The sequence below is a fragment of the Pseudomonas sp. A0308 genome (assembly GCF_044218815.1).
Taxonomy (GTDB): Bacteria; Pseudomonadota; Gammaproteobacteria; order Pseudomonadales; family Pseudomonadaceae; genus Aquipseudomonas; species Aquipseudomonas iridis.
In genome coordinates, this window is sequence record NZ_CP162581.1 from 4,906,106 (window position 1) to 4,928,019 (window position 21,914).

Annotated in this window: 18 protein-coding genes and 1 pseudogene; 6 read left to right on the forward strand and 13 right to left on the reverse strand. The window is 59.7% G+C overall.

Annotation, left to right across the window (positions count from 1 at the left end):
* Window positions 1–29: 29 nt before the first annotated feature.
* The 6 genes from AB4P92_RS22710 to AB4P92_RS22735 are packed head-to-tail and all read right to left on the reverse strand — an operon-like array spanning window position 30 to window position 6,737.
* Complete coding sequence (locus AB4P92_RS22710) at window positions 30–1,361, reverse strand: DUF58 domain-containing protein (RefSeq protein WP_261735905.1); 1,332 nt, start codon at window positions 1,359–1,361, stop codon at window positions 30–32.
* The gene (locus AB4P92_RS22715; RefSeq protein ID WP_261735904.1) at window positions 1,358–2,359 is read right to left on the reverse strand and encodes a MoxR family ATPase; all 1,002 of its coding nucleotides are present in this window, start codon (window positions 2,357–2,359) and stop codon (window positions 1,358–1,360) included. Before AB4P92_RS22715 ends, AB4P92_RS22710 begins: the two co-directional genes overlap by 4 nt.
* On the reverse strand, window positions 2,356–3,519 hold the full coding sequence (locus tag AB4P92_RS22720) for a DUF4350 domain-containing protein (RefSeq protein WP_395598196.1): 1,164 nt from the start codon (window positions 3,517–3,519) through the stop codon (window positions 2,356–2,358). The genes AB4P92_RS22715 and AB4P92_RS22720 overlap by 4 nt, the downstream gene beginning before the upstream one ends.
* Entirely contained in the window at window positions 3,516–5,063 is a 1,548-nt protein-coding gene (locus tag AB4P92_RS22725) for a DUF4129 domain-containing protein (RefSeq protein WP_395598197.1), read from the reverse strand. Before AB4P92_RS22725 ends, AB4P92_RS22720 begins: the two co-directional genes overlap by 4 nt.
* Complete coding sequence (locus tag AB4P92_RS22730; RefSeq protein ID WP_395598198.1) at window positions 5,050–6,027, reverse strand: stage II sporulation protein M; 978 nt, start codon at window positions 6,025–6,027, stop codon at window positions 5,050–5,052. The genes AB4P92_RS22725 and AB4P92_RS22730 overlap by 14 nt, the downstream gene beginning before the upstream one ends.
* A complete protein-coding gene (locus tag AB4P92_RS22735) occupies window positions 6,024–6,737 on the reverse strand; it encodes an RDD family protein (RefSeq protein WP_395598199.1) in 714 nt (237 codons plus the stop codon). Before AB4P92_RS22735 ends, AB4P92_RS22730 begins: the two co-directional genes overlap by 4 nt.
* A 181-nt stretch (window positions 6,738–6,918) precedes the next feature.
* Between AB4P92_RS22735 and sbcB the strand changes: the two genes are divergently transcribed.
* Window positions 6,919–8,349: an exodeoxyribonuclease I gene (gene sbcB / locus AB4P92_RS22740; protein ID WP_200612328.1), complete on the forward strand. Its 1,431-nt coding sequence runs from the start codon at window positions 6,919–6,921 to the stop codon at window positions 8,347–8,349.
* A 97-nt stretch (window positions 8,350–8,446) separates the two neighbouring features.
* Here sbcB and mvaT read toward each other — a convergent pair whose 3' ends face one another.
* Window positions 8,447–8,824: a histone-like nucleoid-structuring protein MvaT gene (gene mvaT, locus AB4P92_RS22745; RefSeq protein ID WP_007933316.1), complete on the reverse strand. Its 378-nt coding sequence runs from the start codon at window positions 8,822–8,824 to the stop codon at window positions 8,447–8,449.
* 339 nt (window positions 8,825–9,163) lie between these two features.
* Here mvaT and purU point away from each other — a divergent pair, with 339 nt between their 5' ends.
* Both purU and AB4P92_RS22755 read left to right on the forward strand, forming a co-directional pair.
* Window positions 9,164–10,012, forward strand: a complete 849-nt coding sequence (gene purU, locus AB4P92_RS22750) for a formyltetrahydrofolate deformylase (protein ID WP_042560661.1) — start codon at window positions 9,164–9,166, stop codon at window positions 10,010–10,012.
* Between the two features lie 102 nt (window positions 10,013–10,114).
* Window positions 10,115–10,291 carry a hypothetical protein gene (locus AB4P92_RS22755; RefSeq protein ID WP_395598200.1) on the forward strand — a complete coding sequence of 59 codons (177 nt, stop codon included), beginning with the start codon at window positions 10,115–10,117 and terminating at the stop codon, window positions 10,289–10,291.
* Here AB4P92_RS22755 and AB4P92_RS22760 read toward each other — a convergent pair.
* The 5 genes and pseudogenes from AB4P92_RS22760 to AB4P92_RS22780 all read right to left on the reverse strand — a co-directional run.
* Window positions 10,275–11,273, reverse strand: a complete 999-nt coding sequence (locus tag AB4P92_RS22760; RefSeq protein WP_042560660.1) for a lysylphosphatidylglycerol synthase transmembrane domain-containing protein — start codon at window positions 11,271–11,273, stop codon at window positions 10,275–10,277. The two genes, AB4P92_RS22755 and AB4P92_RS22760, sit on opposite strands and share 17 nt — an antisense overlap.
* Window positions 11,270–12,046: a polysaccharide deacetylase family protein gene (locus tag AB4P92_RS22765; RefSeq protein WP_261735899.1), complete on the reverse strand. Its 777-nt coding sequence runs from the start codon at window positions 12,044–12,046 to the stop codon at window positions 11,270–11,272. The genes AB4P92_RS22760 and AB4P92_RS22765 overlap by 4 nt, the downstream gene beginning before the upstream one ends.
* A complete protein-coding gene (locus tag AB4P92_RS22770) occupies window positions 12,039–13,160 on the reverse strand; it encodes a glycosyltransferase family 1 protein (RefSeq protein ID WP_261735898.1) in 1,122 nt (373 codons plus the stop codon). Before AB4P92_RS22770 ends, AB4P92_RS22765 begins: the two co-directional genes overlap by 8 nt.
* 228 nt (window positions 13,161–13,388) lie before the next feature.
* The gene (locus tag AB4P92_RS22775; RefSeq protein WP_390896373.1) at window positions 13,389–14,153 is read right to left on the reverse strand and encodes a methyl-accepting chemotaxis protein; all 765 of its coding nucleotides are present in this window, start codon (window positions 14,151–14,153) and stop codon (window positions 13,389–13,391) included.
* Window positions 14,154–14,246: 93 nt separating this feature from the next.
* Window positions 14,247–15,278 (reverse strand): annotated as a pseudogene (locus AB4P92_RS22780) (cache domain-containing protein); the annotation flags it as partial.
* A 188-nt stretch (window positions 15,279–15,466) separates the two neighbouring features.
* On the opposite strand from AB4P92_RS22780, the gene AB4P92_RS22785 reads away from it, so the two are divergent.
* Window positions 15,467–16,954 carry a helicase HerA-like domain-containing protein gene (locus AB4P92_RS22785; protein WP_395598201.1) on the forward strand — a complete coding sequence of 496 codons (1,488 nt, stop codon included), beginning with the start codon at window positions 15,467–15,469 and terminating at the stop codon, window positions 16,952–16,954.
* Window positions 16,955–17,060: 106 nt separating this feature from the next.
* Here the strand turns inward: AB4P92_RS22785 and AB4P92_RS22790 are convergent, their stop codons facing one another.
* Entirely contained in the window at window positions 17,061–17,516 is a 456-nt protein-coding gene (locus AB4P92_RS22790; protein ID WP_042560657.1) for a DUF721 domain-containing protein, read from the reverse strand.
* A 307-nt stretch (window positions 17,517–17,823) separates the two neighbouring features.
* Here AB4P92_RS22790 and secA point away from each other — a divergent pair, with 307 nt between their 5' ends.
* Together secA and argJ are read left to right on the forward strand one after the other, a co-directional pair.
* Entirely contained in the window at window positions 17,824–20,559 is a 2,736-nt protein-coding gene (gene secA, locus AB4P92_RS22795; RefSeq protein ID WP_042560656.1) for a preprotein translocase subunit SecA, read from the forward strand.
* Between the two features lie 122 nt (window positions 20,560–20,681).
* Complete coding sequence (gene argJ, locus AB4P92_RS22800; RefSeq protein WP_395598202.1) at window positions 20,682–21,899, forward strand: bifunctional glutamate N-acetyltransferase/amino-acid acetyltransferase ArgJ; 1,218 nt, start codon at window positions 20,682–20,684, stop codon at window positions 21,897–21,899.
* The last annotated feature ends 15 nt before the right edge of the window (window positions 21,900–21,914 follow it).

Here is a 21,914-nt window from a genome sequence, read left to right on the forward strand (position 1 = left end):
TCACTGAGAAAGGGTGTTTTGCTCACCGGTTACAAATTACCCGCCTTCTTTAATGCCAGATACCGTGTCACCAAGCCAACCCCTAGTTCAAAGGGGCGCGAATCCAAAAACTGGATTTCATGAGCACTCAATCGCTCATGCAGTTCTGCCCGTTCGTTCAAATAGCTCACGGTGCCGCAATAGGCTAATGCTTCGGGCAGTGTTTGCACTGGCGACTTACGCAATATGTCGAGTGTGTCCTCGCGCAGGCTCGCCACCAGCACCCGGTGTTGCTGGCTCAGACGCTTGACTGCATTTAGCAGTTCCTCATCGTCCTCATCGCGCAAATTGGTGACCAGCACCACCAGTGCCCGGCGTTTTTGTCGGGCCAGGAGTTGGTTGATGGCGGCTTGGTAATCGGCGGGGCGTTGCGTGCTGTCGAGGTCATAGACGCTATTGAGCAGTACGTTGAGTTGGCCATTGCCTTTCACCGGCGCAACGTAGCGCGGTTGATCACTGGCAAAGGTGCTCAAGCCCACGGCATCGCCCTGGCGCAGGGCCACGTAACTGAGCAGCAGGCAGGCATTGAGCGCGTGATCGAAGTGCGACAGTTCATCGTCCTGACTGCGCATGCGTCGGCCACAGTCGAGCATGAAGATGATCTGCTGATCGCGTTCGTCCTGATATTCGCGGGCAATCGGTGTGCGTTGGCGGGCGGTGGCTTTCCAGTCGATCTGACGCAGACTGTCGCCCTCACGAAATTCACGCAGCTGGTGAAACTCCAGCCCTTGGCCGCGACGTTGCCGTTGGCGCACGCCGAGCTGGCTGAGCCAGTTGTCTACCGCCAGTAATTGGCCGCCGTAGAGTCGCGCGAAATCCGGATAAACCCGGGTGTTGTCGATAACGCTGAGCAGGCGTTTGCCCGACCATAAACCCAGTGGACTCGGCAGGCTGGTTTCGCACTGTTCGAAGCTGAAATGCCCGCGCTTGAGAGGGCGCAGACGATAGCTGATCTGGCTGTGCTGACCCGGTTGCAGCGCAACATTCAACGGCAGGTTTTCGAAACTCAGGCCATCGGGTACATGGTCGAAAATCTGGATGTTCAATGGCTCGGCAAAATCGTGTTCAACCTTGAGCTGCACCTCACCCCAGCGTCCTAATGCGAGGCTGCCGGGCATCTGTCGCTTGATCCGCACGGTGGGCAATTGCTTGAGGCGCACCGCGTCGAGTGTCGCCAACGCCAACAGTGCCAGCAGCAGTCCCCAGTTGATCGACAGCAGACTGGCCGGGAGCTCGATTTGCAGTGCCTGCAAAGTGCCGAGCACGATGGCGATGGCCAGCAGCACGGCGACCCAGCTCAATAACAGTTTCGAGGGTTTCACAGACGCGGTGCCGGGATTTGGTCGAGCAGTTGCTGCAGCACCTGATCGACTTGCAGGCCTTCGATGTCCAGCTCCGGGGCAATGCGCACACGATGGCGCAACACCGCCAGCGCGCAGCCCTTGATGTCATCCGGAATCACGAATTCACCGCCGCGTAACAAGGCTCTGGCGCGGGCGCACCGCACCAGCGCAATCGTGGCGCGTGGCCCGGCGCCGAGGCTCAGGCCTGGCCAGGTGCGGGTGCTGCGCGCCAGGCGAACGGCGTAATCGAGCACCTGATCATCCAGCGGCAAATCGCTGGCGATGCGTTGCAGGGCTTGCACGTCCTTTGCTTGCAGCACGGTGCGCAACGGCTGCACATCAAGCATGTCGGCGCGGGTCGAGCGACTGACCTGACGCACCATGTCCAGTTCCTGTTCCGCGTCCGGGTAGTCCATGCGCACCTTGAGCATGAAGCGGTCGAGTTCGGCTTCGGGCAGTGGGTAGGTGCCTTCCTGTTCGATCGGGTTCTGCGTCGCCAGTACCATGAATGGCTGAGCGATCGGCAGGGCGCGTCCCTCCAGCGTGACCTGGCGCTCCTGCATCGCTTCGAGCAGCGCCGCCTGGGTTTTCGCCGGGGCGCGATTGATCTCGTCGGCCAGCAGCAGATTGGTGAACAACGGGCCTTTGCGCAGCTTGAATTGCTCGGTTTGCAGGTCATACACGGCATGGCCGGTGACGTCGCTGGGCATCAGGTCGGGAGTGAATTGAATGCGTGCGAATTCGCCGCCAAAGCAACGCGCCAACGCCCGCACCAGCAAGGTCTTGCCCAATCCGGGAACGCCTTCGAGCAGCACATGGCCGCCAGCGATCAACGCCGTCAGGACGTCATCAATCACCGGGTCCTGGCCGATGACCGCTTTGCGCAATTCGCTGCGCACCGCTTGCGCCAGTTGACTGGCGCGCTGGCGTTGCTGGGCGGCGTGGCTGGCGCTGCCGGGCTCGATCTGTTCAGTCATAGCATGTTCCTCAAGGTTTGCAGGTGGGCGACCTGGCGGCAGAAATCGGCGCTGGACATCCGCCGGTTCGGCACCGGGCTCAAGGCCTGGCTGATGGCGCGGGTGGGTTGTCGGGTCAGACGCGACAACGCCAGCCATTGTTCGGCAACATTCAATTGATCAAAACCAGGATGGCGGCGGCGGGCACGGCGCAACACGTCTTGTTGCAGTGCCTGCAACAGCGCTTGCTGACCGTTGTGCCGAAGCATGAAATCGGCACTGGCGCGCAAGTGTTCCTGCAACTGCCGGCGGCCATTTGCGGCTGGCGCCTGAAGTGGGCCATGGCGCACGCCGGCCTGCCAGAGCCACAAACCGATCAGCGCAAGCAGGGCGACGATGGCTTGCGGAAAATAGCGCCAGAGCAGCGTCAGCAAGCCATCGTGTTCGGTGTTGTAGACCAGCGAGACATCGGTGTCGGCGCTCAGATACCAGAGCAGCCAGGCGTTGTCGTACTGGGCGATCGCCGTGGTTTTCCACAACTCGGCATCAGTGACCACTGTGATCGAACCGAGGCTGTAGGCCAGTTGCATCATGTGTGTGGCCTTGGCGCTGTTGGCCCAGGCTTGCGCAAGATTCTTCGGGTCGTCGAGGTGGAAGTCGGTGTCGAACCCGGCGTAGGCCGGGGCGTCTTCGTCCTCCAGATACAACTTGGTCAATTTCGGGTACGGATCCGTCTCCTGATCGGCGGGCGACTCCTTCAGATCCTTGCTCAGGGATTGATGCAGTTGCACCCGATCAAGCAACAGGTCGTTGCTCTGTTTTGACTGTTCATCCCACAACGATTCGGCGACGAACACCAGCCGTCCGCCAGCCCGCGTCCAGTTCAATACCTGATCGACCTGACGCGGAGTCATCCGCGAGCGGTCGTTGAACAGCAGCAGGGTGTGCCCGTGCGGTTCGATATCCGGCAGCACAGCAAGGCTTTCGGCATGGCTGACGTTGATGCCGCGCTCACGCAAGAACATTTCCGCCGCCAGATAAGGATTGGCCTGTGCGGCGGGCGATGGGCCGTGATCAATCTGTTCCTGATAAGGCTTGGCCACAAGGTAGAGAAAAATGCCCAGCACACTCAGCAGCGCGACGAGCAATGCGCCGCCCCACCACAGCGTGTGCCGATTCAACGGGACGCTCCATGGCCGAATAACGCGCGCCAGCCATCGCACAATTCCTGTTGCAGGTGCACCGCCGGTACGCGATGCCCGTAGGCCATGTTCTGCCAATGGGTGGTCAGGGTGCGGCTGAATGCGAGCAGCTCCGGACGCTGGAGTTGTTCGACTCGCGCCAGCACCTGATTTTCGGTGTCGGCAGCTTTCAGGGTCAGATCGAAATCGTGGAGCAAGTGACTGAGCAGGCCACGATAGAGCAGGCTCAGGGCCGCGCGTGGCTGACTCTGCCAGAGTTGTTCGGCGTGGGCGGCGATATCGTCGGGCAAGGTGTCGCGGTTCAGATCCAGGCCGAAGGCTTGCTGCGGCACGGGCCTTTTTGCCCGGGCGGGCAGGGCCGGACGGCGGCTGACAAACGCTTGCAGAAATTCGCGGTAACGCCAGATCAGCCAGCCCAGCGCAGCGATCAATGTGCCCCACAGCAATACTTCGATGATCGTGGCCAAGGCGTTGAAGTGCTGGCCATCCAGCCAGCCCAGCAGGGTTTTGAGCCACTGCGGGGCTTCACCGGGTGGTTCTTCTTTGGCGGTGTTTGCCGGGGCATCGCCAAAGCGGTAACGGGTGACGGATTCCGGGTTCTTGAAGGGTGGTTGTTCGAGCAGTGCCTTGATGCTGTCGCGTGATGCCTGACTGGTCAGTGGCTGATTCAACAGACGCGGAGCGTCCGGCGCATCAACAGGCTCGGCAGCCCAGACCGGTTGCACAGGTGGCAGCAACAGACACACCGCTAGCAGCACGCCGAGCACGCTGCTGCTCAACCGTTGGCGCAAGCGTCGGAACACCAGTTCAATGTCCCACGCTTCCAGTTGCGTGCGCCGGTTCAGATAAAGGCTGAACCCGCAGGCCACGTAGATCGGCTCCCACACCACCAGCACCAGCGCATAGAAGACATTGGTCAGGTGCTCCAGCCAGCGCCATTCGTGATCCGCCGCGAGAATCAACGACTGCCAGTCCCAATCGGTTTCAATCTGCTGCGGCAACAGCAGGTAGAACAGCACCAACAGGCCGATCCACAGCGCCGTTTCCAGATGCACGCCGATGATGGTCAGCCACTGCGCGGCGCCGGCGTTGCGTTGCAGCAGTACCTGTAGACGTTGTTGCCGTTCACTGCCGTCCAGGCCTTCGAGTTGCACCACGGGCATCAGGAAACTGCGGCTGAAACTCAGCCGTCGCCACGTCAGGCTGGCCAGCAATTGTGGCTTGAGCAGGCGCGGCCATTCGCGCAGGGCTTGCTTGAGCGTCGGGGTTTCGCCGAACAGGGCTTTGGACAGAATGTACAGCGGCAGGCGTTCGTAGGCCGGCTTCAGCCACCAGAAGATGAACACCGCCAGGGATGGCGAGTCCCACAACAATACGCTGAGCAAGGCGAACAGCGGCAGGGTGACGATTGCCCAACTGGTCATTAACAGGCGCCGGTGTTGCTGGCTCATGAGCACGCCCAGGTCCATGGCTTCCCATGTTGTGCGCGGGCGGATCACCACGGTGGCATCACTCAGGCGCATGACGGGTCCTTCCGGCGAACAGCAAATAGCTCGCGACCAATATCCACAGACCGGCGCCGACAAGGTATTTGGTGAGCGGCGCGACGCTGGTTTTCGACGACCAGTACGCTTCGATGAACGCTGCGATCAGCAAGAACAGCATGACCCCACAGATCAGCAGCACGCTCTTGCGGGCGGCGCGTTTCAACGCTTCTGTACGGGTCAGGCGCCCCGGTGCGATCAATGCCCAGCCAAGTTCGAGCCCCGCGGCGCCGGCCAGGGCGATGGCCGTCAGTTCGAAAGCGCCATGGGCGATGACGAATGACCAGAAGGTCTGGCCGAAACCGATTTCGCTCAGGTGCCCGGCCACGGCGCCGATGACCAGACCGTTGTAGAACAGGAAAAATGCGCTGCCCACGCCCATCAGCAAACCGCTGGCGAACGTCTGAAAGGCAATGCCGATGTTGTGCATCACGTAGTAACCGAACATCATCCAGTCTTCGCTGGCAGCCCGCTCGGCCGGGCGCCCGAGGTGGCCGGCCACCGGGTCGTACATGCTTTGCATTTCACGCACTTGATCGGCGGGGATGAGGTTGTAAACCAACTCGGGGAACATGTAGACCAGCAGCGCGACACCGATCAGGCTGCCAAAAAACAGCAGGCCGGCGACCAGCACGAGGGGCCATTCGCTGCGCACCAGCCGGGGGAAACCGGCGAGGACGAAGCCGATCAGGTTGGCGCCCAGTCGACTGCGATGCCGATACAGCTGTTGATGGCCGCGCAACACCTGTTGTTGCAGAGAGTCGATGAGAAAACTGCTGTAGCCGCGCTCCTGAGCCAGCGCCAGGTGTTGGCAAAGGCGTCGATAAGCCTTGGGGAAACCTGCCACTTGCGAGGTTTCCTTGCCCCGTTCGAGGCGTTCAAGGGCCAGCGCAAAACGCTCCCATTCGGCCTTGTGGCGACTTTCGAAAAGACTTTGCTTCATGTGGGGCCCAACAAACCGCGAGCGATCCCGTTGAGTTCGGCGACGGCTTTGGGGGCGGAAATATGCAGCGGCTGGGCCAGCAAACCGGCTAGCTCATTGACCCGTGCGGGTGACAGTTCACCTTGGCGTTCCGCAAACCCGAGCACAGCACGTTGCTCGCTCAGGGTGAGCGGCACAGGCGCACGGCGGGGTTCGGCGTCGGGTAATTGCGGGCGGGTCAGCGGGCGTTCGCTGTACACCACCAGCGTACCGGCGGCGATATCGCCCAGACGTTTGAAGGTTGGGTGTTGCAGGCAACTGATGGCGCCGAGGAAGTAGCCGAACGGCAGCAGGTCGACAAAACGCAGCAGGTTGCGCAGCAAGGAGGCCGACCAGCCGATGGGGGTGCCGTCGTCGTGCACCACCCGCAATCCCATCCATTGTTTACCCGGCGAGCGCCCCTGACGCAGCACTTCGAACAGCACCATGTACCACCAGCTGATCGCAAACAACAGCAGAGAGCCAAGGCCCGTGCCGAGTCTGCCGAGCAACGCCAGCACAATAAAGAGCACGCCCATGATCAAGCCACGAATCCCCAGATCGATCGCGAAAGCGATGGCCCGCACCATCAACCCGGCAGGACGCAACGGCAAGTCGATACCCTCCGGTGTTTCGACCTGATGCCGCGTATCCAGCGGTGCTTTCCTTGGCGGTGCTGTGGGTTCGAGCATGGGCTACCTGATGTTCGCCTGTTCGGGATGCAAGTGGGGTCGATGCTAGCAGCCTCTCGGGGGAAAACGACATAACTATGTATTGCACATCGTGTGTCGCCCGGTGGTTGAATGACGCGAGGCTGGCCGCGACCGCGGTTGAGCGCCTAGACTTCGCCGATCTTCAGTTCAGGAACCGCCCGTGACTTCCATCTTCTGGTACGACTACGAAACCACCGGCATCAATCCCCGTTGCGACCGGCCGCTGCAGGTTGCCGGGATTCGCACCGACCATGAGCTCAACGAAATCGACGAGCCGGTCAATCTCTACTGCCAGCCCAGCGAAGACATCCTGCCGCACCCGGCCGCGTGCGCGATCACTGGCATTACCCCGAGCCAGCTCGCCGAAAAGGGTTTGAGCGAAGCCGATTTCATGACCCGGGTACACGCGCAATTGGCCGCCCCCGGCACGTGTGGCGCGGGTTACAACACCTTGCGTTTCGATGACGAGATGACGCGCTACAGTTTGTATCGCAATTTCTTCGACCCTTACGCGCGCGAATGGCAGGGCGGCAACAGTCGCTGGGACTTGATCGACGTGGTGCGTGCCGCGTATGCCTTGCGTCCGGACGGGCTGGTCTGGCCGACCGATGACGAGGGGCGGGTGACCCTCAAGCTTGAGCGTCTGACGGCCGCCAACAACATTGATCACGGGCATGCCCACGAAGCCTTGTCGGACGTGCGTGCGACCATCGCGTTGGCGCGGTTGATCCGTGAAAAGCAGCCAAAGCTGTACGACTGGCTGTTCCAGTTGCGCAGCAAGCAAAAAGTCATGGATCAGATTCGCCTGTTACAGCCGATGGTGCATATCAGCGGACGCTTCTCCGCGGCGCGCAGTTATGTCGGCGTTGTACTGCCGCTGGCCTGGCACCCGAAAAACCGCAACGCCTTGATCGTCTGCGACTTGCACCTCGATCCGCAGGGCTTGCTCGATCTGGATGCGCAAACCCTGCGCCAGCGTTTGTACACCCGCCGTGACGATTTGCTGGAAGGCGAGTTGCCGGTGCCGCTCAAGTTGATTCATATAAACCGATGCCCGGTGGTGGCGCCGCTGACGGTATTGCGTGCGCAGGATCAGCAACGGCTGGGCCTGGACATGGCGCTTTATCAGGAACGAACGCTGCGACTAACTGACGCACAACAAGTTTGGAAAGATAAAGTTGCGGCGATTTATGCCAGTGAAGATTTCACCCCGAGCGAGGATCCGGAACAACAGTTGTACGACGGATTTATCGGTGACCGCGACCGGCGTCTATGTGAGCAAGTCAGAGCGGCCGATCCTGCTCAATTGGCGCAAGAGCAATGGCCTTTCGATGATGAACGTTTGCCTGAATTACTCTTTCGATATCGAGCGCGCAACTTTCCAGAGACGTTGAATTCTGAAGAGCAGGAACGCTGGCAAATATTTTCGCGGCAGCGTTTGTCCGAGCCTGAATGGGGTGCACCCAATACCTTGAAATCTTTTACGGAGGCCGCAGAGCAATGGTTGCTAAGTGCGACACCGATGCAGAAAGAGGTGCTCAATGAATGGCAGAATTATGTCCAGGCATTACGCAAACGTTTGAATCTTTGAAATCGAACATAGCCGGGAGCAAATTCCAGGCATAAAAAAACGCCAGCATTCGCTGGCGTTTCTTTTTTCGCGGATCGCTCTGCGAAGGCGTTGCGGCTTAGCCCAGCAGGGTAGCCCAGCCTTCAACCACGTCACCGCCCCACTTGGCTTTCCACTCTTTCAGAGTTTTGTGGTTGCCACCTTTGGTTTCGATGACTTCGCCGTTGTGCGGGTTTTTGTATTGTTTAACTTTGCGAGCACGCTTGGTGCCGGTAGTTTTTACTGCGCCGCCGCGTGGTGCTTTGGTTTTCGATTCCGGATCCAGCAGCGCGATGATGTCACGCAGGGATTTGGAGTATTCGCCCATCAGGGTGCGCAGTTTGCCTTCGAATTCCAGCTCGGTTTGCAGTTTGTCGTCTTGCGACAGGTTCTTCAAACGGGCTTGCAGCTCTTTGATTGCTTCTTCGGTGGCGCGATATTCGTTGATCAAGGACATGATTACTACCTTAGTAGAGTGCTGAATTGCAGGGGACAGTGGCGCAATAATAGTCAGGCTGTTTCATCAAGTAAACATTTAACCGGGTTTTTTATTTAAATGAGTTACAAGAATTAGCGGCAAATTGAATGTTCAGTTAAATAGTGTGAAGCAGTCATCACAGATATTCACAGTGAACGGCACAAGAGGGGCCATTGGTGGGTGGGCAAAGTTGACGGTGGTCCCGTGAAAAAACGCCATGCTGTGGAGCCGGTCTCGCGTGCGCGTTCATCAATACTGCAGTTTTCCTGCGCAGTCGCTAGAATGGCGGCCTTTGCGAAGTTCTGGAGTTACCCCCTCATGCGCACTTTTCGGCTGGTGATTTCTTGCCCGGACCGCGTTGGCATCGTTGCCAAAGTCAGTAATTTTCTGGCATCCCACAACGGCTGGATCACCGAAGCGAGCCACCACTCCGACAATCAGGTTGGCTGGTTCTTCATGCGTCACGAGATTCGTGCCGATTCGCTGCCGTTCGGTATTGAAGTATTGCGCGAGAAGTTTGCGCCAATCGCCGAAGAGTTCTCGATGGACTGGCGCATCACCGATACCGAGCAGAAAAAACGCGTGGTGTTGATGGCCAGCCGCGAATCCCACTGCCTGGCTGACCTGCTGCACCGCTGGCACAGCGATGAGCTGGATTGCGAAATATCCTGCGTGATTTCCAATCACGACGACCTGCGAAGCATGGTCGAGTGGCACGGCATTCCTTATTACCATGTTCCGGTCAATCCGCAGGACAAGGAACCGGCCTTCGCCGAAGTGTCGCGTCTGGTCAAACAGCACGACGCCGAAGTTGTAGTGCTGGCGCGCTACATGCAAATCCTGCCGCCGGCGCTGTGCCGCGAATATGCGCACCAGGTCATCAACATTCACCACAGCTTCCTGCCGTCGTTCGTCGGCGCCAAGCCTTATCATCAGGCGTCCCTGCGGGGCGTGAAGCTGATCGGCGCGACCTGCCATTACGTGACCGAAGAGCTGGACGCGGGGCCGATCATCGAGCAGGACGTTGTGCGCGTCAGCCACAGCGACAGCATCGAAGACATGGTGCGTTTCGGTCGTGACGTCGAGAAGATGGTTCTGGCCCGCGGTCTGCGTTATCACCTCGAAGATCGAGTGCTGGTGCACGGCAACAAGACTGTGGTGTTCTGATCGAACTCACGCATGCTTGAAAAAGGAAGGGCCTGGGCGTTCAATCGTCCAGGCCCTTTTTTGTATAAATCCCTTTGCCGTTTTTTGATCCGAGGAAAAGCCATGAGCGATCCACTGGACAAAGCCACTTCCAAAGCACCCGCCACTGTGGGCGAGGGTTGTTTGAGTCGCTATGACCCGGATGACATGAGCCCGGAGGATGGCACCGAGTTTCCCGGTGCGGCCGAGTTGTGGGAACAACTCATGGATGAACAGGATGAGGCTAAGAAGCCTGCCTGACTTTCATCAGTTTCCTCAGCAACGGTCGCCCAAGCATCAGCAGAAACACCGGCCCACCCACCACCAGATAGAAATAAAACGTCACCACCCGCCAGATAAGAATCGCCGCCGCTGCTGTCGATTTGCCGACCATGGGTGCCAGCAGCGCCGCCGAGGTCAACTCCGCAGCGCCCGCGCCACCGGGCAACAGACTGAACTGCCCGGCGCCCAGCGAAAGCATCTGCACCAGAAAACTCCAGGCCCACTGCAAATCCGCTCCCAGGCCGCGCAATGCCAGATACAGCACGCTGTAGCGCAGCAGCCAATGCACACAGGTCAGGGCGAAGACTTTGCTCAAGGTTTGCCATGGCAATTTCAGCGTATCGATAAATGCCGCGAGAAAATGCAGCAGCTTGCGTGCCCAGCGGCGCCGGGTGTTGGGTTGCACGTTCATGCGTGCCAGCACCCGGCCGCTCAGGCGGATCAGTCGGCGATGGTAGCGCGCCAGTAGTACGCAACTGCACAACCCGCCGAACAGCGACACGGCGCTGATGATCAGCAGCCACTCCATACGGTCGCTGAGATGTTGAAACAGGGCGTAAATCAGAATTCCGCTCAGGGCGCAGAGAAAAAACAGCAGATCACTGAGTTGATCCATGGCAAACACCGCACTGCCACGGGCCGGCCGTACGCCGCAGCGGGCCAACAGCGCCATGATTGTCAGCGGTCCGCCGCTGCCGCCGGGTGTCGCGCAATAGGCGAACTCTGCCGCCATGACCACGCCCAGACTTTTCAGCGGCGTGACGCGGTCGCGTTGATCGCCCAGCAACAACCGCAGGCGCAAGGTGTTGATGCCCCAGCACAGCAGAATCATGCCGAACATGATCAGCAGCCACTTCAGGGGAAAACTTTGCAGGCGCGCCCAGATTTCACTGCCGCCGAGCAGCAGCGGAATCAGCACCGCAGCGAGCAGTCCGATCAGCAACACAATGCCGCGGTTCATGCGGCGTGCTCCAGTTGATCGCGCTGTTGGGCCAGCCAGTTGATTTTGGTCATCGGTACTCGTCCATCCGTCAGCAACCGTTCGAGGGTATTGCGCCAATATTCGCGGGAGAACCCGTGGCGCATGTCCACCGGGTGCAATCCTAGCCGAATCACCGGCGCTTGGCGCCAGCGCTGTTCACGTTGCTCGCTGAGAATTTTTGACAGGCCACGACGCCAGGCGCTGCGGGCACTCCAGACCAGGCCCGGTGCGTCGATCGGGGTGAAATCCGGCAGACGATACAGATGCTGCGGATCACTGGTGTAGCGCAACGGCAACTCGCGCAGCGCCAGGCGTGTGCCTTCGCTCATCAACCAGGCCGGGGCGACGAAACCGTGCAGTGGCCAGTCGTAGCGCTGGAACATCTCTATGCCGGCGCGAAGACGGGCGAGGGCGGCCTCGTGGGACAATCGATAGAACTCGCCCTCATGGGTATAGACGCGGCGCATGAACCAGTCTATTGGTGTGCGCGGTCGAGGCTCCTGGTCATCATGGAAAAAACCGTGAAGGGCCAATTCATCGCCACGGGCAACGCGCTCGCTCAGAAGTCGACGAAAGTCCGGGTGCGCATCAAGATTGTCGTGGCGATGAAAGTCCGGCACCACCAGCCAGGTCATCGGCACGTTGCCCAGTGCGTCGACCGCCTCGACAAACGGTTGGTAATCCGCCCAGGTCGATGGCGCCACATCGTGCAACACCAGCAGCACAGCGGGTCGGTTCATGAGATCAGCCATTCGCCACCCGAGGCATCGCGTGGCCGAGGACTGCGTGGTAGTGACTCAGCAGGCTATCGACGACCGTGTCCCAGGCGTAATGGTGTTCGACATGTTGGCGCGCCTGAGCACCGAGTTTGCTAACGCCGCGACTGAACAATTCGCGCACGGCATTGGCCATCGCCTGCGGGTTATTCGGTGCGCAGAGCAGGCCGCAGGAATCGGGGACGATTTCTTCAAACGCCCCGGCCGCCACCGCCACGACCGGAATGCCGCAAGCCATGGCCTCAAGGATCACCAGACCGAAAGTTTCCTGATCACCGGCGTGCAGCAGCGCATCGGCACTGGCCATCAGTCGTGCAATGGTTGGTGCCGTGCAGAATTCATTGATGACACTGACGTTATCCGGCACCACAGCAGGCATCGACGAACCGACCAATAACAAGTGATAGCGCGGGCCGAGGCGTTGCATGCATTTGAGCAGCACTGGCAGGTTTTTCTCTTTCGAACCACGCCCGGCGAAGATCAGCAGGCGTGTGTCTTCGTCGATCCCCAGTTCGGCGCGCAGGCCTGAATCACGGGCGGCAGGGTTGAAGGTTTGCAGATCGACACCCAGCGGTTGCACAAAGACGTTGCGCACGCCGAGGCCGATGAGTTTGTCTGCCATGACCTGACTGGGCGCGAGAACCCGGTCAAAGTTGCCGTAAAGCTTGGTGACGTAAGCCTCGATGTTCGGCGTGACCCAATGGCCCATGCGGTTACTGACCAATAGCGGCAGGTCGGAATGATAAAAGCCGATCACCGGCACATCCAGTTGTCGCCGGGCATCCAGAGCGGCCCACGCCGTGAGGTACGGATCGCCGACTTCGATCAGATCCGGCTGCAAATCCTGAAGGACATTTCGCCACGGGGCCAGGCGTACCGGAAAGCGATAACCCTTGCCGAAGGGCAGGGCGGGGGCGGGAACCGTGTACACACCATCGTGTTCGCCGAATTTTGCGCCGGGAATCAGCAAGCTGTGGCGAATCCCGGATTTGATGCCCAGCCGACGGTGCTTGGCATCCAGATAAGTGCGTACGCCGCCGCTGGCCGGGGCGTAGAACATGGTGATGTCGGCAATGTGCACGGTGATCATCCCTCCGCTGTTGTTCTCCCTTGGTTGACCTTTATGAAGAATAGATGTTCTGTCGGGATTTTTGCGTTGGAACGAAGAGTCCCCTCTCCCGGGGGGAGAGGGGACTGATCGGGGTGTTTGGGCTTGCTGTGTCGACCTGATCTTCTGAGCCGAACTCAGATTTGAAAAGCTTGAAGATCGGCTCCCTTTCCCCTCGCCCCCTTTGGGGGAGGGGGTAAGCTCTTGATCTTAAATGCGGAAACTCCCCACCAATTGCGTCAACCGCGAAGCCTGCTGCTCCAGATCCGAACACGCGCGCAGCGTTGCGTGCAGGTTCTCCACGCCTTCCTGGTTCAGCGTGTTGATCTCGGTGATGTCGACATTGATCGACTCGACCACCGCCGTCTGCTCCTCGGTCGCGGTCGCCACCGACTGGTTCATCCCGTCGATCTCGCCAATCCGCTGAGTCACGCTGTTCAGACGCTCACCGGCAAGGTTGGCGATCTCGACGCTGTCCTGGCTGTGACGCTGGCTCTCACTCATGGTGCTCACCGATTCCCGCGCGCCGACTTGCAGCTCTTCGATCATGGTCTGCACTTGCTGCGCCGATTCCTGCGTGCGGTGCGCCAGATTACGCACTTCGTCCGCCACCACGGCAAAACCACGACCGGCCTCACCGGCACGCGCCGCTTCAATGGCCGCGTTGAGCGCCAGCAGGTTGGTTTGCTGGGAAATGCTGGTGATCACTTCGAGAATTTGCCCGATGTTCACGGTTTTGCTGTTGAGCGACTCGATGTTGCTGCTCGACGCACTAAGCATGCTCGACAGTTGATTCATCGCCTTGATGCTGCGATCCACCACTTGCTGGCCGTCTTCGGCGAGGCCGCGGGCGTCGCTGGCCTGATTCGAGGCCTGGGCGGCATTGCGGGCGATCTCCTGCGCGGCGGCGCCAAGCTGATTGATCGCGGCGGCGACACTGCTGGTGCGCGAAGCCTGCTGGTCGGAATTGTACATCGACGAATTAGACGCAGCGACCACGCGCAGGGCGACTTCGTTGACTTGGCCGGTGGCCGACGACACTTCGCGAATCGAGCCGTGGATCCGCTCGACGAAGCGGTTGAACGCCGTACCCAGTACGCCAAATTCATCGTTATTGACGATGGTCAGGCGCTTGGTCAGGTCACCTTCGCCATCGGCGATGTCTTCCATGGCGCGGGTCATGACGTGCAAAGGCTGAATCAGGATGCGGATCAACATGCCGAGCAGGGCGAGGATGATGCCGACGGCGATGATGGTCGCAATGACGGCAGAGGCGCGGAATTCGCTGAGCATCGCGAAGGCCTGGTCCTTGTCCACCGACAGGCCGATGTACCAGTTCACCGACGGCAAGCCTTTGATCGGCGCGAAGGTAACGATGCGGGTTTTACCATCGACGGTGACTTCACTGAAATCGCTGCTGATGCGCGGGGTGTCCTGTGGATACGCTTCCTTGAGTGATTTCATCACCAGGGCTTTGTCCGGGTGCACCAAAATCTTGCCGTCGGCGCTGACCAGGAACACATAACCCATGCCGTCAAAATCCCGGGCGGCGAGGGTGTCGACCAGTGATTGCAGGCTCAGGTCGCCGCCGACCACGCCGACGCTCTGGCCGGATTTTTTCGAGGCGGTGGCGACGGAGATGATCAACTGACCGGTGGCTGCGTCGATGTACGGTTCGGTCAAGGTCGAGGTGCTGCTGCTCTCGGCACCTTTATACCAAGGGCGAACCCGCGGATCGAAACCGTCGGGCATCTTCACGTCCGGGCGGATGGTGAAGTGGCCAGTGGCATCGCCCAGGTAGGTGGCCATAAACGTCGACGTCAGGGTTTTCTGTTCCAGCAGACTGGCGACGTTGGCGGGTTCGGGGTTGATGGCGATGTTCTGGGCGGCGTTCTCGACCAGCATAATGCGGCCGCTGAGCCAGGTCTGGATGCTGCCGGCAGTGACTTCGCCCATCTCGTTTAGATAGTTGTCCAGATCTTCACGAATCGCGTTGCGCTGTAGCCAGTCGTTGTAAAGCGTAAACGAGGCAAAAGCGGCAATGACGATGAGGGCGGCGGCAAGCAAAATTTTATGGCTGAAGCGCAGATTTTTGTTCATGGCTTGGGGTTCCGCTAAGGTCTTAATGTCCTGGGCGTGCTTTTATAAAGACGCGCAATATGGGCAAAGGTGAATAAAAGCTGATATTTCCGTCTCTCCTTAGGGAAATGTCCTACCGACTTTTCAGTCAGGTCTACGCCTTTATCTATCGGCCATCGCGAATTAAAGATTAACCATTGGGTGACAAAATGCCTGACTCATCGCAACTCGTAATCGGCGCCGATCTCGCGGGGCAACCGATCGCACAGGCCATGCGCCTGGCAAACCGTCACGGTCTCATCGCCGGCGCCACCGGTACCGGTAAAACCGTGACCTTGCAGCGCCTGGCCGAAGCCTTCAGCGACGCCGGCGTCGCTGTATTTGCTGCCGACATCAAGGGCGACCTGTGCGGCCTCGGTGCTGCCGACAACCCTCAGGGCAAGGTCGCCGAACGCATCGCCGGCATGCCTTGGCTCAATCACCAGCCGCAGGCTTATCCGGTGACGTTGTGGGATATTCACGGCGAGTCCGGTCATCCATTGCGCACCACGTTGAGCGAAATGGGCCCGCTGTTGATCGGCAGTCTCTTGGAACTCACCGACAGTCAGCAGTCGGCGTTGTATGCCGCATTCAAGGTCGCGGATCGCGAAGGGCTGTTGCTGCTGGATCTGAAGGATCTGAAAGCGCTGCTCAACCACCTCAAGGACAACCCGCAGTTGTTGGGCGAAGACGCGGCGCTGATGACCACCGGTTCCAGTCAGGCGCTGTTGCGCCGCCTGGCAACCCTGGAACAGCAGGGCGCCGAAGCCTTGTTCGGCGAGCCGGCGCTGCAGCTCGAAGACATCCTGCAACCGGCCGCCGATGGCCGTGGGCGCATTCATCTGCTGGATGCAAGTCGTCTGGTGCACGAGGCGCCGAAGGTGTACGCCACGTTCCTGTTGTGGCTGCTGGCCGAATTGTTCGAGCAGTTGCCGGAGCGCGGCGATGCCGACAAACCGCTGCTGGCGCTGTTTTTCGATGAGGCGCATTTGCTGTTCGGCGACACTCCCAAGGCGTTGCAGGAACGGCTGGAGCAAGTGGTACGGTTGATCCGTTCCAAAGGCGTGGGTGTGTATTTCGTCACTCAATCGCCAGCCGACTTGCCGGACGACGTGCTGGCGCAGTTGGGCCTGCGCGTTCAGCACGGCTTGCGCGCGTTCACCGCCAAAGAGCAGAAATCCCTGCGCGCGGTGGCGGACGGCTTCCGGCCCAATCCGGCATTCGACAGTCTGTCGGTGCTGACTGAGCTGGGGATCGGCGAGGCGCTGGTCGGCACACTGACGGAAAAAGGCACGCCGGAAATGGTTCAGCGCGTGCTGGTGGCGCCACCGCAGTCGCGGATCGGGCCGCTGACGGAAACCGAGCGCACGGTGCTGATTGCCGGGTCACCGTTCAAAGGGCGCTATGACAAACCGATCGATCGCGAGTCGGCGTATGAAATCCTGATGGGGCGTAAAGGCCTGGCGCCGGAAGCAGAGGCGCCGGTGGGCAAACCTGCCGCCGAGGAACCCAGCCTGGCTGATCGTGCCGGGGAATTTCTCGGCACGGCGGCGGGCCAGGCCTTGAAGTCAGCCATGCGCCAGGCAGCCAACAACCTGGGCAAACAACTGGTGCGCGGCCTGATGGGCTCCCTGCTCGGCGGCAGCAAGCGCCGCTAAAAAGCAAAGATCGTCCGATCGCGGCCCGAGCCTGCGGCAGCTCCTAGAGAGGAATGCATTTCCAACTGTAGGAGCTGCCGCAGGCTGCGATCTTTTGATCTTGCTTTCAGGTTTTGTCTTTGGCGTGTGCCGCCAACCGCTCCAGTGCCGCGCGCAACCCCGGGTCACTGATCCCGTCTGCCGTGGCCTGAATGGTTGCCGCCGCGTTCGTCGACAGATCCATCGTGTGCCCGGTCGCCCCGCGCTGAACCGTCGGCGGCTGCACCTTGAACAGAATCCGCGTCAGGCTGGCGAACTCATCGAACATCTGCAATTGCCGTTGCAGGCGTTTTTGCTGATAACGCAGGCGCGTGGCCCAGTGGCCATCTGTCACGATCAACAGCAGATTGCCTTCACGCCACGACGCTACATGGCAATGTTCGCGGGCAGCGGGTTGCAGTTGGCTTTCGAGCAGGCGTTGCAGATGACCCAGTCGATGGGCATGGCCGAGGATGGCTTTGAGCGGCTTGGCTTCGCGTAGCAAAACGGCGGGTGCTTTGGCCGTAAGAGGGCGAAATGCCATGATCGAACACCTGAAGTAACAGAAGCGCCATGGTAGCAGAAAGCATCGAAATCACTCGCCCATTGCTTTTTACCCTGCTTTACTCATTAAATCAACGACTAACTTCTTTCCCGTGTGGGTTGAAGTTGAGCAAAACGCCCCTATTTTAAGTGAGCCCCGTCAAAGCGCAGTGCCAGCATCGTGGAACATCGCCACTTTCCTCACCACCGTTTCCGGGTAGAATGCTCGTTCGCATGCGGCCATGAGGGCTGCTCGGGCGACTCACGGGGCCGCCCTCCATCCCTTTAGTGTGGAAGATCCTGCCGATATGTTTGCGCCTTTGTTAAAGAAACTTTTTGGAAGCAAGAACGAGCGTGAAGTCAAACGCATGCTCAAGACGGTACAGAACGTCAATGCCTTCGAAGAGCAAATGGTAGCCCTTTCGGACGATCAATTGCGCGCCAAGACTGAAGAGTTCAAGGCCCGCATCGCCAAAGGGGAAACCCTCGACAAGCTGTTGCCAGAAGCCTTTGCGGTTGCCCGTGAAGCCGGCAAGCGCGTCATGGGTATGCGCCACTTCGACGTGCAACTCGTCGGTGGCATGACCTTGCACGAAGGCAAGATTGCCGAAATGCGTACCGGTGAGGGTAAAACCCTCGTGGCGACCCTGGGTGTTTACCTCAACGCACTGTCCGGCAAGGGCGTGCACGTTGTGACGGTGAACGACTACCTGGCGCGTCGTGACGCCAACTGGATGCGCCCGCTGTATGAATTCCTCGGCCTGACTGTCGGCGTCGTGACGCCGTTCCAGCCGCCGGAAGAGAAGCGACAGGCTTACGCTGCGGACATCACCTACGGCACCAACAACGAATTCGGTTTCGACTACCTGCGCGACAACATGGCGTTCAGCATGGAAGAAAAATTCCAGCGCGAACTCAATTTTGCCGTGATCGACGAAGTCGACTCCATCCTCATCGACGAAGCACGTACTCCGCTGATCATTTCCGGTCAGGCCGAGGACAGCTCCAAGCTGTACACCGAGATCAACAAACTGATCCCGCAGCTGGAACTGCACGTTGAAGAAGTCGAAGGGGAAGTCACCAAGGCTGGCCACTACACCGTTGACGAGAAGACCCGTCAGGTCGAACTCAACGAAGCCGGTCACCAGTTCATCGAAGACATGCTCACCCGCGTCGGCCTGCTGGCTGAAGGCGAGAGCCTGTACTCGGCACATAACCTGGGCCTGTTGACCCACGTTTATGCCGGTCTGCGTGCGCACAAGCTGTTCAATCGCAACATTGAATACATCGTGCAGGACGGTCAGGTCGTACTGGTCGACGAACACACTGGTCGTACCATGCCGGGCCGTCGTTTGTCCGAAGGTCTGCACCAGGCCATCGAAGCCAAAGAAGGCTTGAACATTCAGGCCGAGAGCCAGACCCTGGCATCGACCACGTTCCAGAACTACTTCCGTCTTTACACCAAGCTGTCCGGCATGACCGGTACCGCTGACACCGAAGCGTTCGAATTCCACCAGATCTATGGTCTGGAAGTGATGGTGATTCCGCCGAACAAGCCGTTGGCGCGTAAGGACTTCAACGACCTGGTGTTCCTGACTGCCGAAGAGAAGTACGCGGCAATCGTTACCGACATCAAGGAAAGCATGGCTGCCGGTCGTCCGGTGCTGGTGGGTACTGCCACCATCGAAACTTCGGAGCACATGTCCGCATTGCTCGTGAAGGAAGGCATCGAACACAAGGTTCTGAACGCCAAGTTCCACGAAAAAGAAGCCGAGATCATCGCGCAGGCCGGTCGTCCGGGCGCACTGACCATCGCGACCAACATGGCCGGTCGTGGTACCGACATCCTGTTGGGCGGCAACTGGGAAGTTGAAGTGGCGTCGCTGGAAGATCCGACGCCTGAGCAGATCGCCCAGATCAAGGCCGACTGGCAGAAGCGTCACCAACAAGTGCTGGAATCCGGCGGCTTGCAGGTGATCGCGTCCGAGCGTCACGAATCCCGTCGTATCGACAACCAGCTGCGTGGCCGTGCCGGTCGTCAGGGTGATGCCGGTTCCAGCCGCTTCTACCTGTCGCTGGAAGACAGCCTGATGCGCATCTTCGCCTCTGATCGGGTGAAGAACTTCATGAAAGCCCTGGGCATGCAGCCGGGCGAAGCGATCGAGCACCGCATGGTGACCAACGCGATCGAGAAGGCGCAGCGCAAGGTTGAAGGCCGTAACTTCGACATTCGCAAGCAACTGCTCGAGTTCGATGACGTCAACAACGAACAGCGTAAAGTGATCTATCACATGCGTAACACGTTGCTGGCCGCTGACAACATTGGCGAGACCATCGCTGACTTCCGTCAGGACGTACTCAACGCCACCGTCAGCGCGCACATTCCGCCGCAATCGCTGCCAGAGCAGTGGGACGTCGCCGGTCTGGAAGCTTCGCTGCAGAGCGATTTCGGTGTGGCGCTGCCGATCCAGCAGTGGCTCGACGAAGACGATCACCTGTACGAAGAAACCCTGCGCGAGAAGCTCATGACCGAGCTGATGGCCGCGTACAACGAGAAAGAAGATCAGGCCGGTGCCGAGGCACTGCGCTCCTTCGAGAAGCAAATCGTTCTGCGCGTGCTGGATGATCTGTGGAAAGACCACCTGTCGACCATGGATCACCTGCGTCACGGCATTCACCTGCGTGGCTACGCCCAGAAAAACCCGAAGCAGGAATACAAGCGCGAGTCGTTCACGCTGTTCTCCGAGCTGCTCGATTCGATCAAGCGCGACTCGATCCGTGTGCTGTCGCACGTTCAGGTCCGCCGCGAAGATCCGGAAGCCGAAGAGCAACGTCTGCGTCAGGAAGCCGAAGCACTGGCCGCCCGCATGCAGTTCGAACACGCCGAAGCGCCAGGTCTGGAGCAACCGGAATTGCTCGGTGAAGAGGTCGATGTGGCCCTCGCCACCGCCCCGGTTCGCAACGAGCAGAAGCTGGGCCGCAACGAACTGTGCTACTGCGGTTCGGGCAAGAAATTCAAGCATTGCCACGGGCAGATCCAGTAAAACCCGTTTCAACCGCTGAAATACCCCGCGCCGCGACCGGCTCCTGCCGTCGCGGCGTTTTGCCATTCAAACCACTGCCTGCAAATGGGCGGTGCAGACATCATTGAGTAAGGAGCGCATTCATGGCTGTTGGTCTTGGTCCTTTGCCAACGTTGCACCCGGTTGCCGGTTTTGAACTCGGTATTGCCTCGGCCGGCATCAAGCGCCCCGGGCGCAAAGATGTCGTGGTGATGCGCTGTGCCGAAGGTTCGACGGTGGCGGGCGTGTTCACGTTGAACGCCTTTTGTGCAGCGCCGGTGATCCTGGCGAAGAAGCGCGTTCAAAACGATGTGCGCTACTTGCTGACCAACACCGGTAACGCCAACGCCGGTACCGGTGAACCGGCCCTGGCCGCCGCCGAGCGCACCTGCGCGAAGCTCGCTGAGCTGACCGGCGTCGATGCAAACCAGATTCTGCCGTACTCCACCGGTGTCATCGGCGAGCCACTGCCGGTCGAGAAGATCGAAGGTGCACTGCAAGCCGCACTGGACGATCTGTCGGAAAACAACTGGGAAGCTGCTGCCACCGGGATCATGACCACCGATACGTTGCCCAAGGGCGCCAGCCGCCAGTTCCAGCATGACGGCGTGACCATCACCGTCACTGGCATCAGCAAAGGCGCGGGCATGATCCGCCCGAACATGGCAACCATGCTGGGCTACATCGCTACCGACGCCAAAGTCTCCCGTGATGTCTTGCAGAACCTGATGCTCGACGGTGCCAACAAGTCGTTCAACCGCATCACCATCGACGGCGATACCTCGACCAACGACTGCTGCATGCTGATTGCCACCGGCAAGGCTGCACTGCCGCAAATCACCCGTGCCGAAGGCGAACTGTTCGCCAAGTTGAAGCAGGCAGTCTTTGAAGTGTGCATGGACGTGGCCCAGGCCATCGTGCGTGATGGCGAAGGCGCGACCAAGTTCGTGACCGTTGAAGTGAACGGCGGCGGCAATCACCAGGAATGCCTGGACGTTGGCTACACTGTGGCGCACTCGCCGCTGATCAAGACCGCGCTGTTCGCCTCCGACCCGAACTGGGGCCGTATTCTGGCGGCTGTCGGTCGTGCCGGCGTCCCGGATCTGGACGTGAGCAAGATCGACGTGTTCCTCGGCGAAGTGTGCATCGCCAGCCGTGGCGCCCGCGCCGCGACCTACACTGAAGCGCAGGGTTCGGCAGTGATGCAGCAGGAAGAGATCACCATCCGCATCGAACTGGGTCGCGGCGATTGCAGTGAAACCATCTGGACCACCGACCTGTCGCACGAATATGTGAAGATCAACGCCGAGTACCGGACCTGATCCAGGCTGAGACCG

Bases quoted from the DNA above. Each gene is read 5' to 3' on its own strand.
- secA (WP_042560656.1), top strand. From the start codon at position 17,824: ATGTTTGCGCCTTTGTTAAAGAAACTTTTTGGAAGCAAGAACGAGCGT.
- AB4P92_RS22715 (WP_261735904.1), bottom strand. From the start codon at position 2,359: ATGACTGAACAGATCGAGCCCGGCAGCGCCAGCCACGCCGCCCAGCAA.
- AB4P92_RS22790 (WP_042560657.1), bottom strand. From the start codon at position 17,516: ATGGCATTTCGCCCTCTTACGGCCAAAGCACCCGCCGTTTTGCTACGC.
- AB4P92_RS22755 (WP_395598200.1), top strand. From the start codon at position 10,115: ATGAGCGATCCACTGGACAAAGCCACTTCCAAAGCACCCGCCACTGTG.
- AB4P92_RS22775 (WP_390896373.1), bottom strand. From the start codon at position 14,153: ATGTACAATTCCGACCAGCAGGCTTCGCGCACCAGCAGTGTCGCCGCC.
- AB4P92_RS22765 (WP_261735899.1), bottom strand. From the start codon at position 12,046: ATGGCTGATCTCATGAACCGACCCGCTGTGCTGCTGGTGTTGCACGAT.
- AB4P92_RS22760 (WP_042560660.1), bottom strand. From the start codon at position 11,273: ATGAACCGCGGCATTGTGTTGCTGATCGGACTGCTCGCTGCGGTGCTG.
- mvaT (WP_007933316.1), bottom strand. From the start codon at position 8,824: ATGTCCTTGATCAACGAATATCGCGCCACCGAAGAAGCAATCAAAGAG.
- AB4P92_RS22735 (WP_395598199.1), bottom strand. From the start codon at position 6,737: ATGCTCGAACCCACAGCACCGCCAAGGAAAGCACCGCTGGATACGCGG.
- AB4P92_RS22730 (WP_395598198.1), bottom strand. From the start codon at position 6,027: ATGAAGCAAAGTCTTTTCGAAAGTCGCCACAAGGCCGAATGGGAGCGT.
- purU (WP_042560661.1), top strand. From the start codon at position 9,164: ATGCGCACTTTTCGGCTGGTGATTTCTTGCCCGGACCGCGTTGGCATC.
- AB4P92_RS22770 (WP_261735898.1), bottom strand. From the start codon at position 13,160: ATGATCACCGTGCACATTGCCGACATCACCATGTTCTACGCCCCGGCC.
- argJ (WP_395598202.1), top strand. From the start codon at position 20,682: ATGGCTGTTGGTCTTGGTCCTTTGCCAACGTTGCACCCGGTTGCCGGT.
- AB4P92_RS22785 (WP_395598201.1), top strand. From the start codon at position 15,467: ATGCCTGACTCATCGCAACTCGTAATCGGCGCCGATCTCGCGGGGCAA.
- AB4P92_RS22725 (WP_395598197.1), bottom strand. From the start codon at position 5,063: ATGCGCCTGAGTGATGCCACCGTGGTGATCCGCCCGCGCACAACATGG.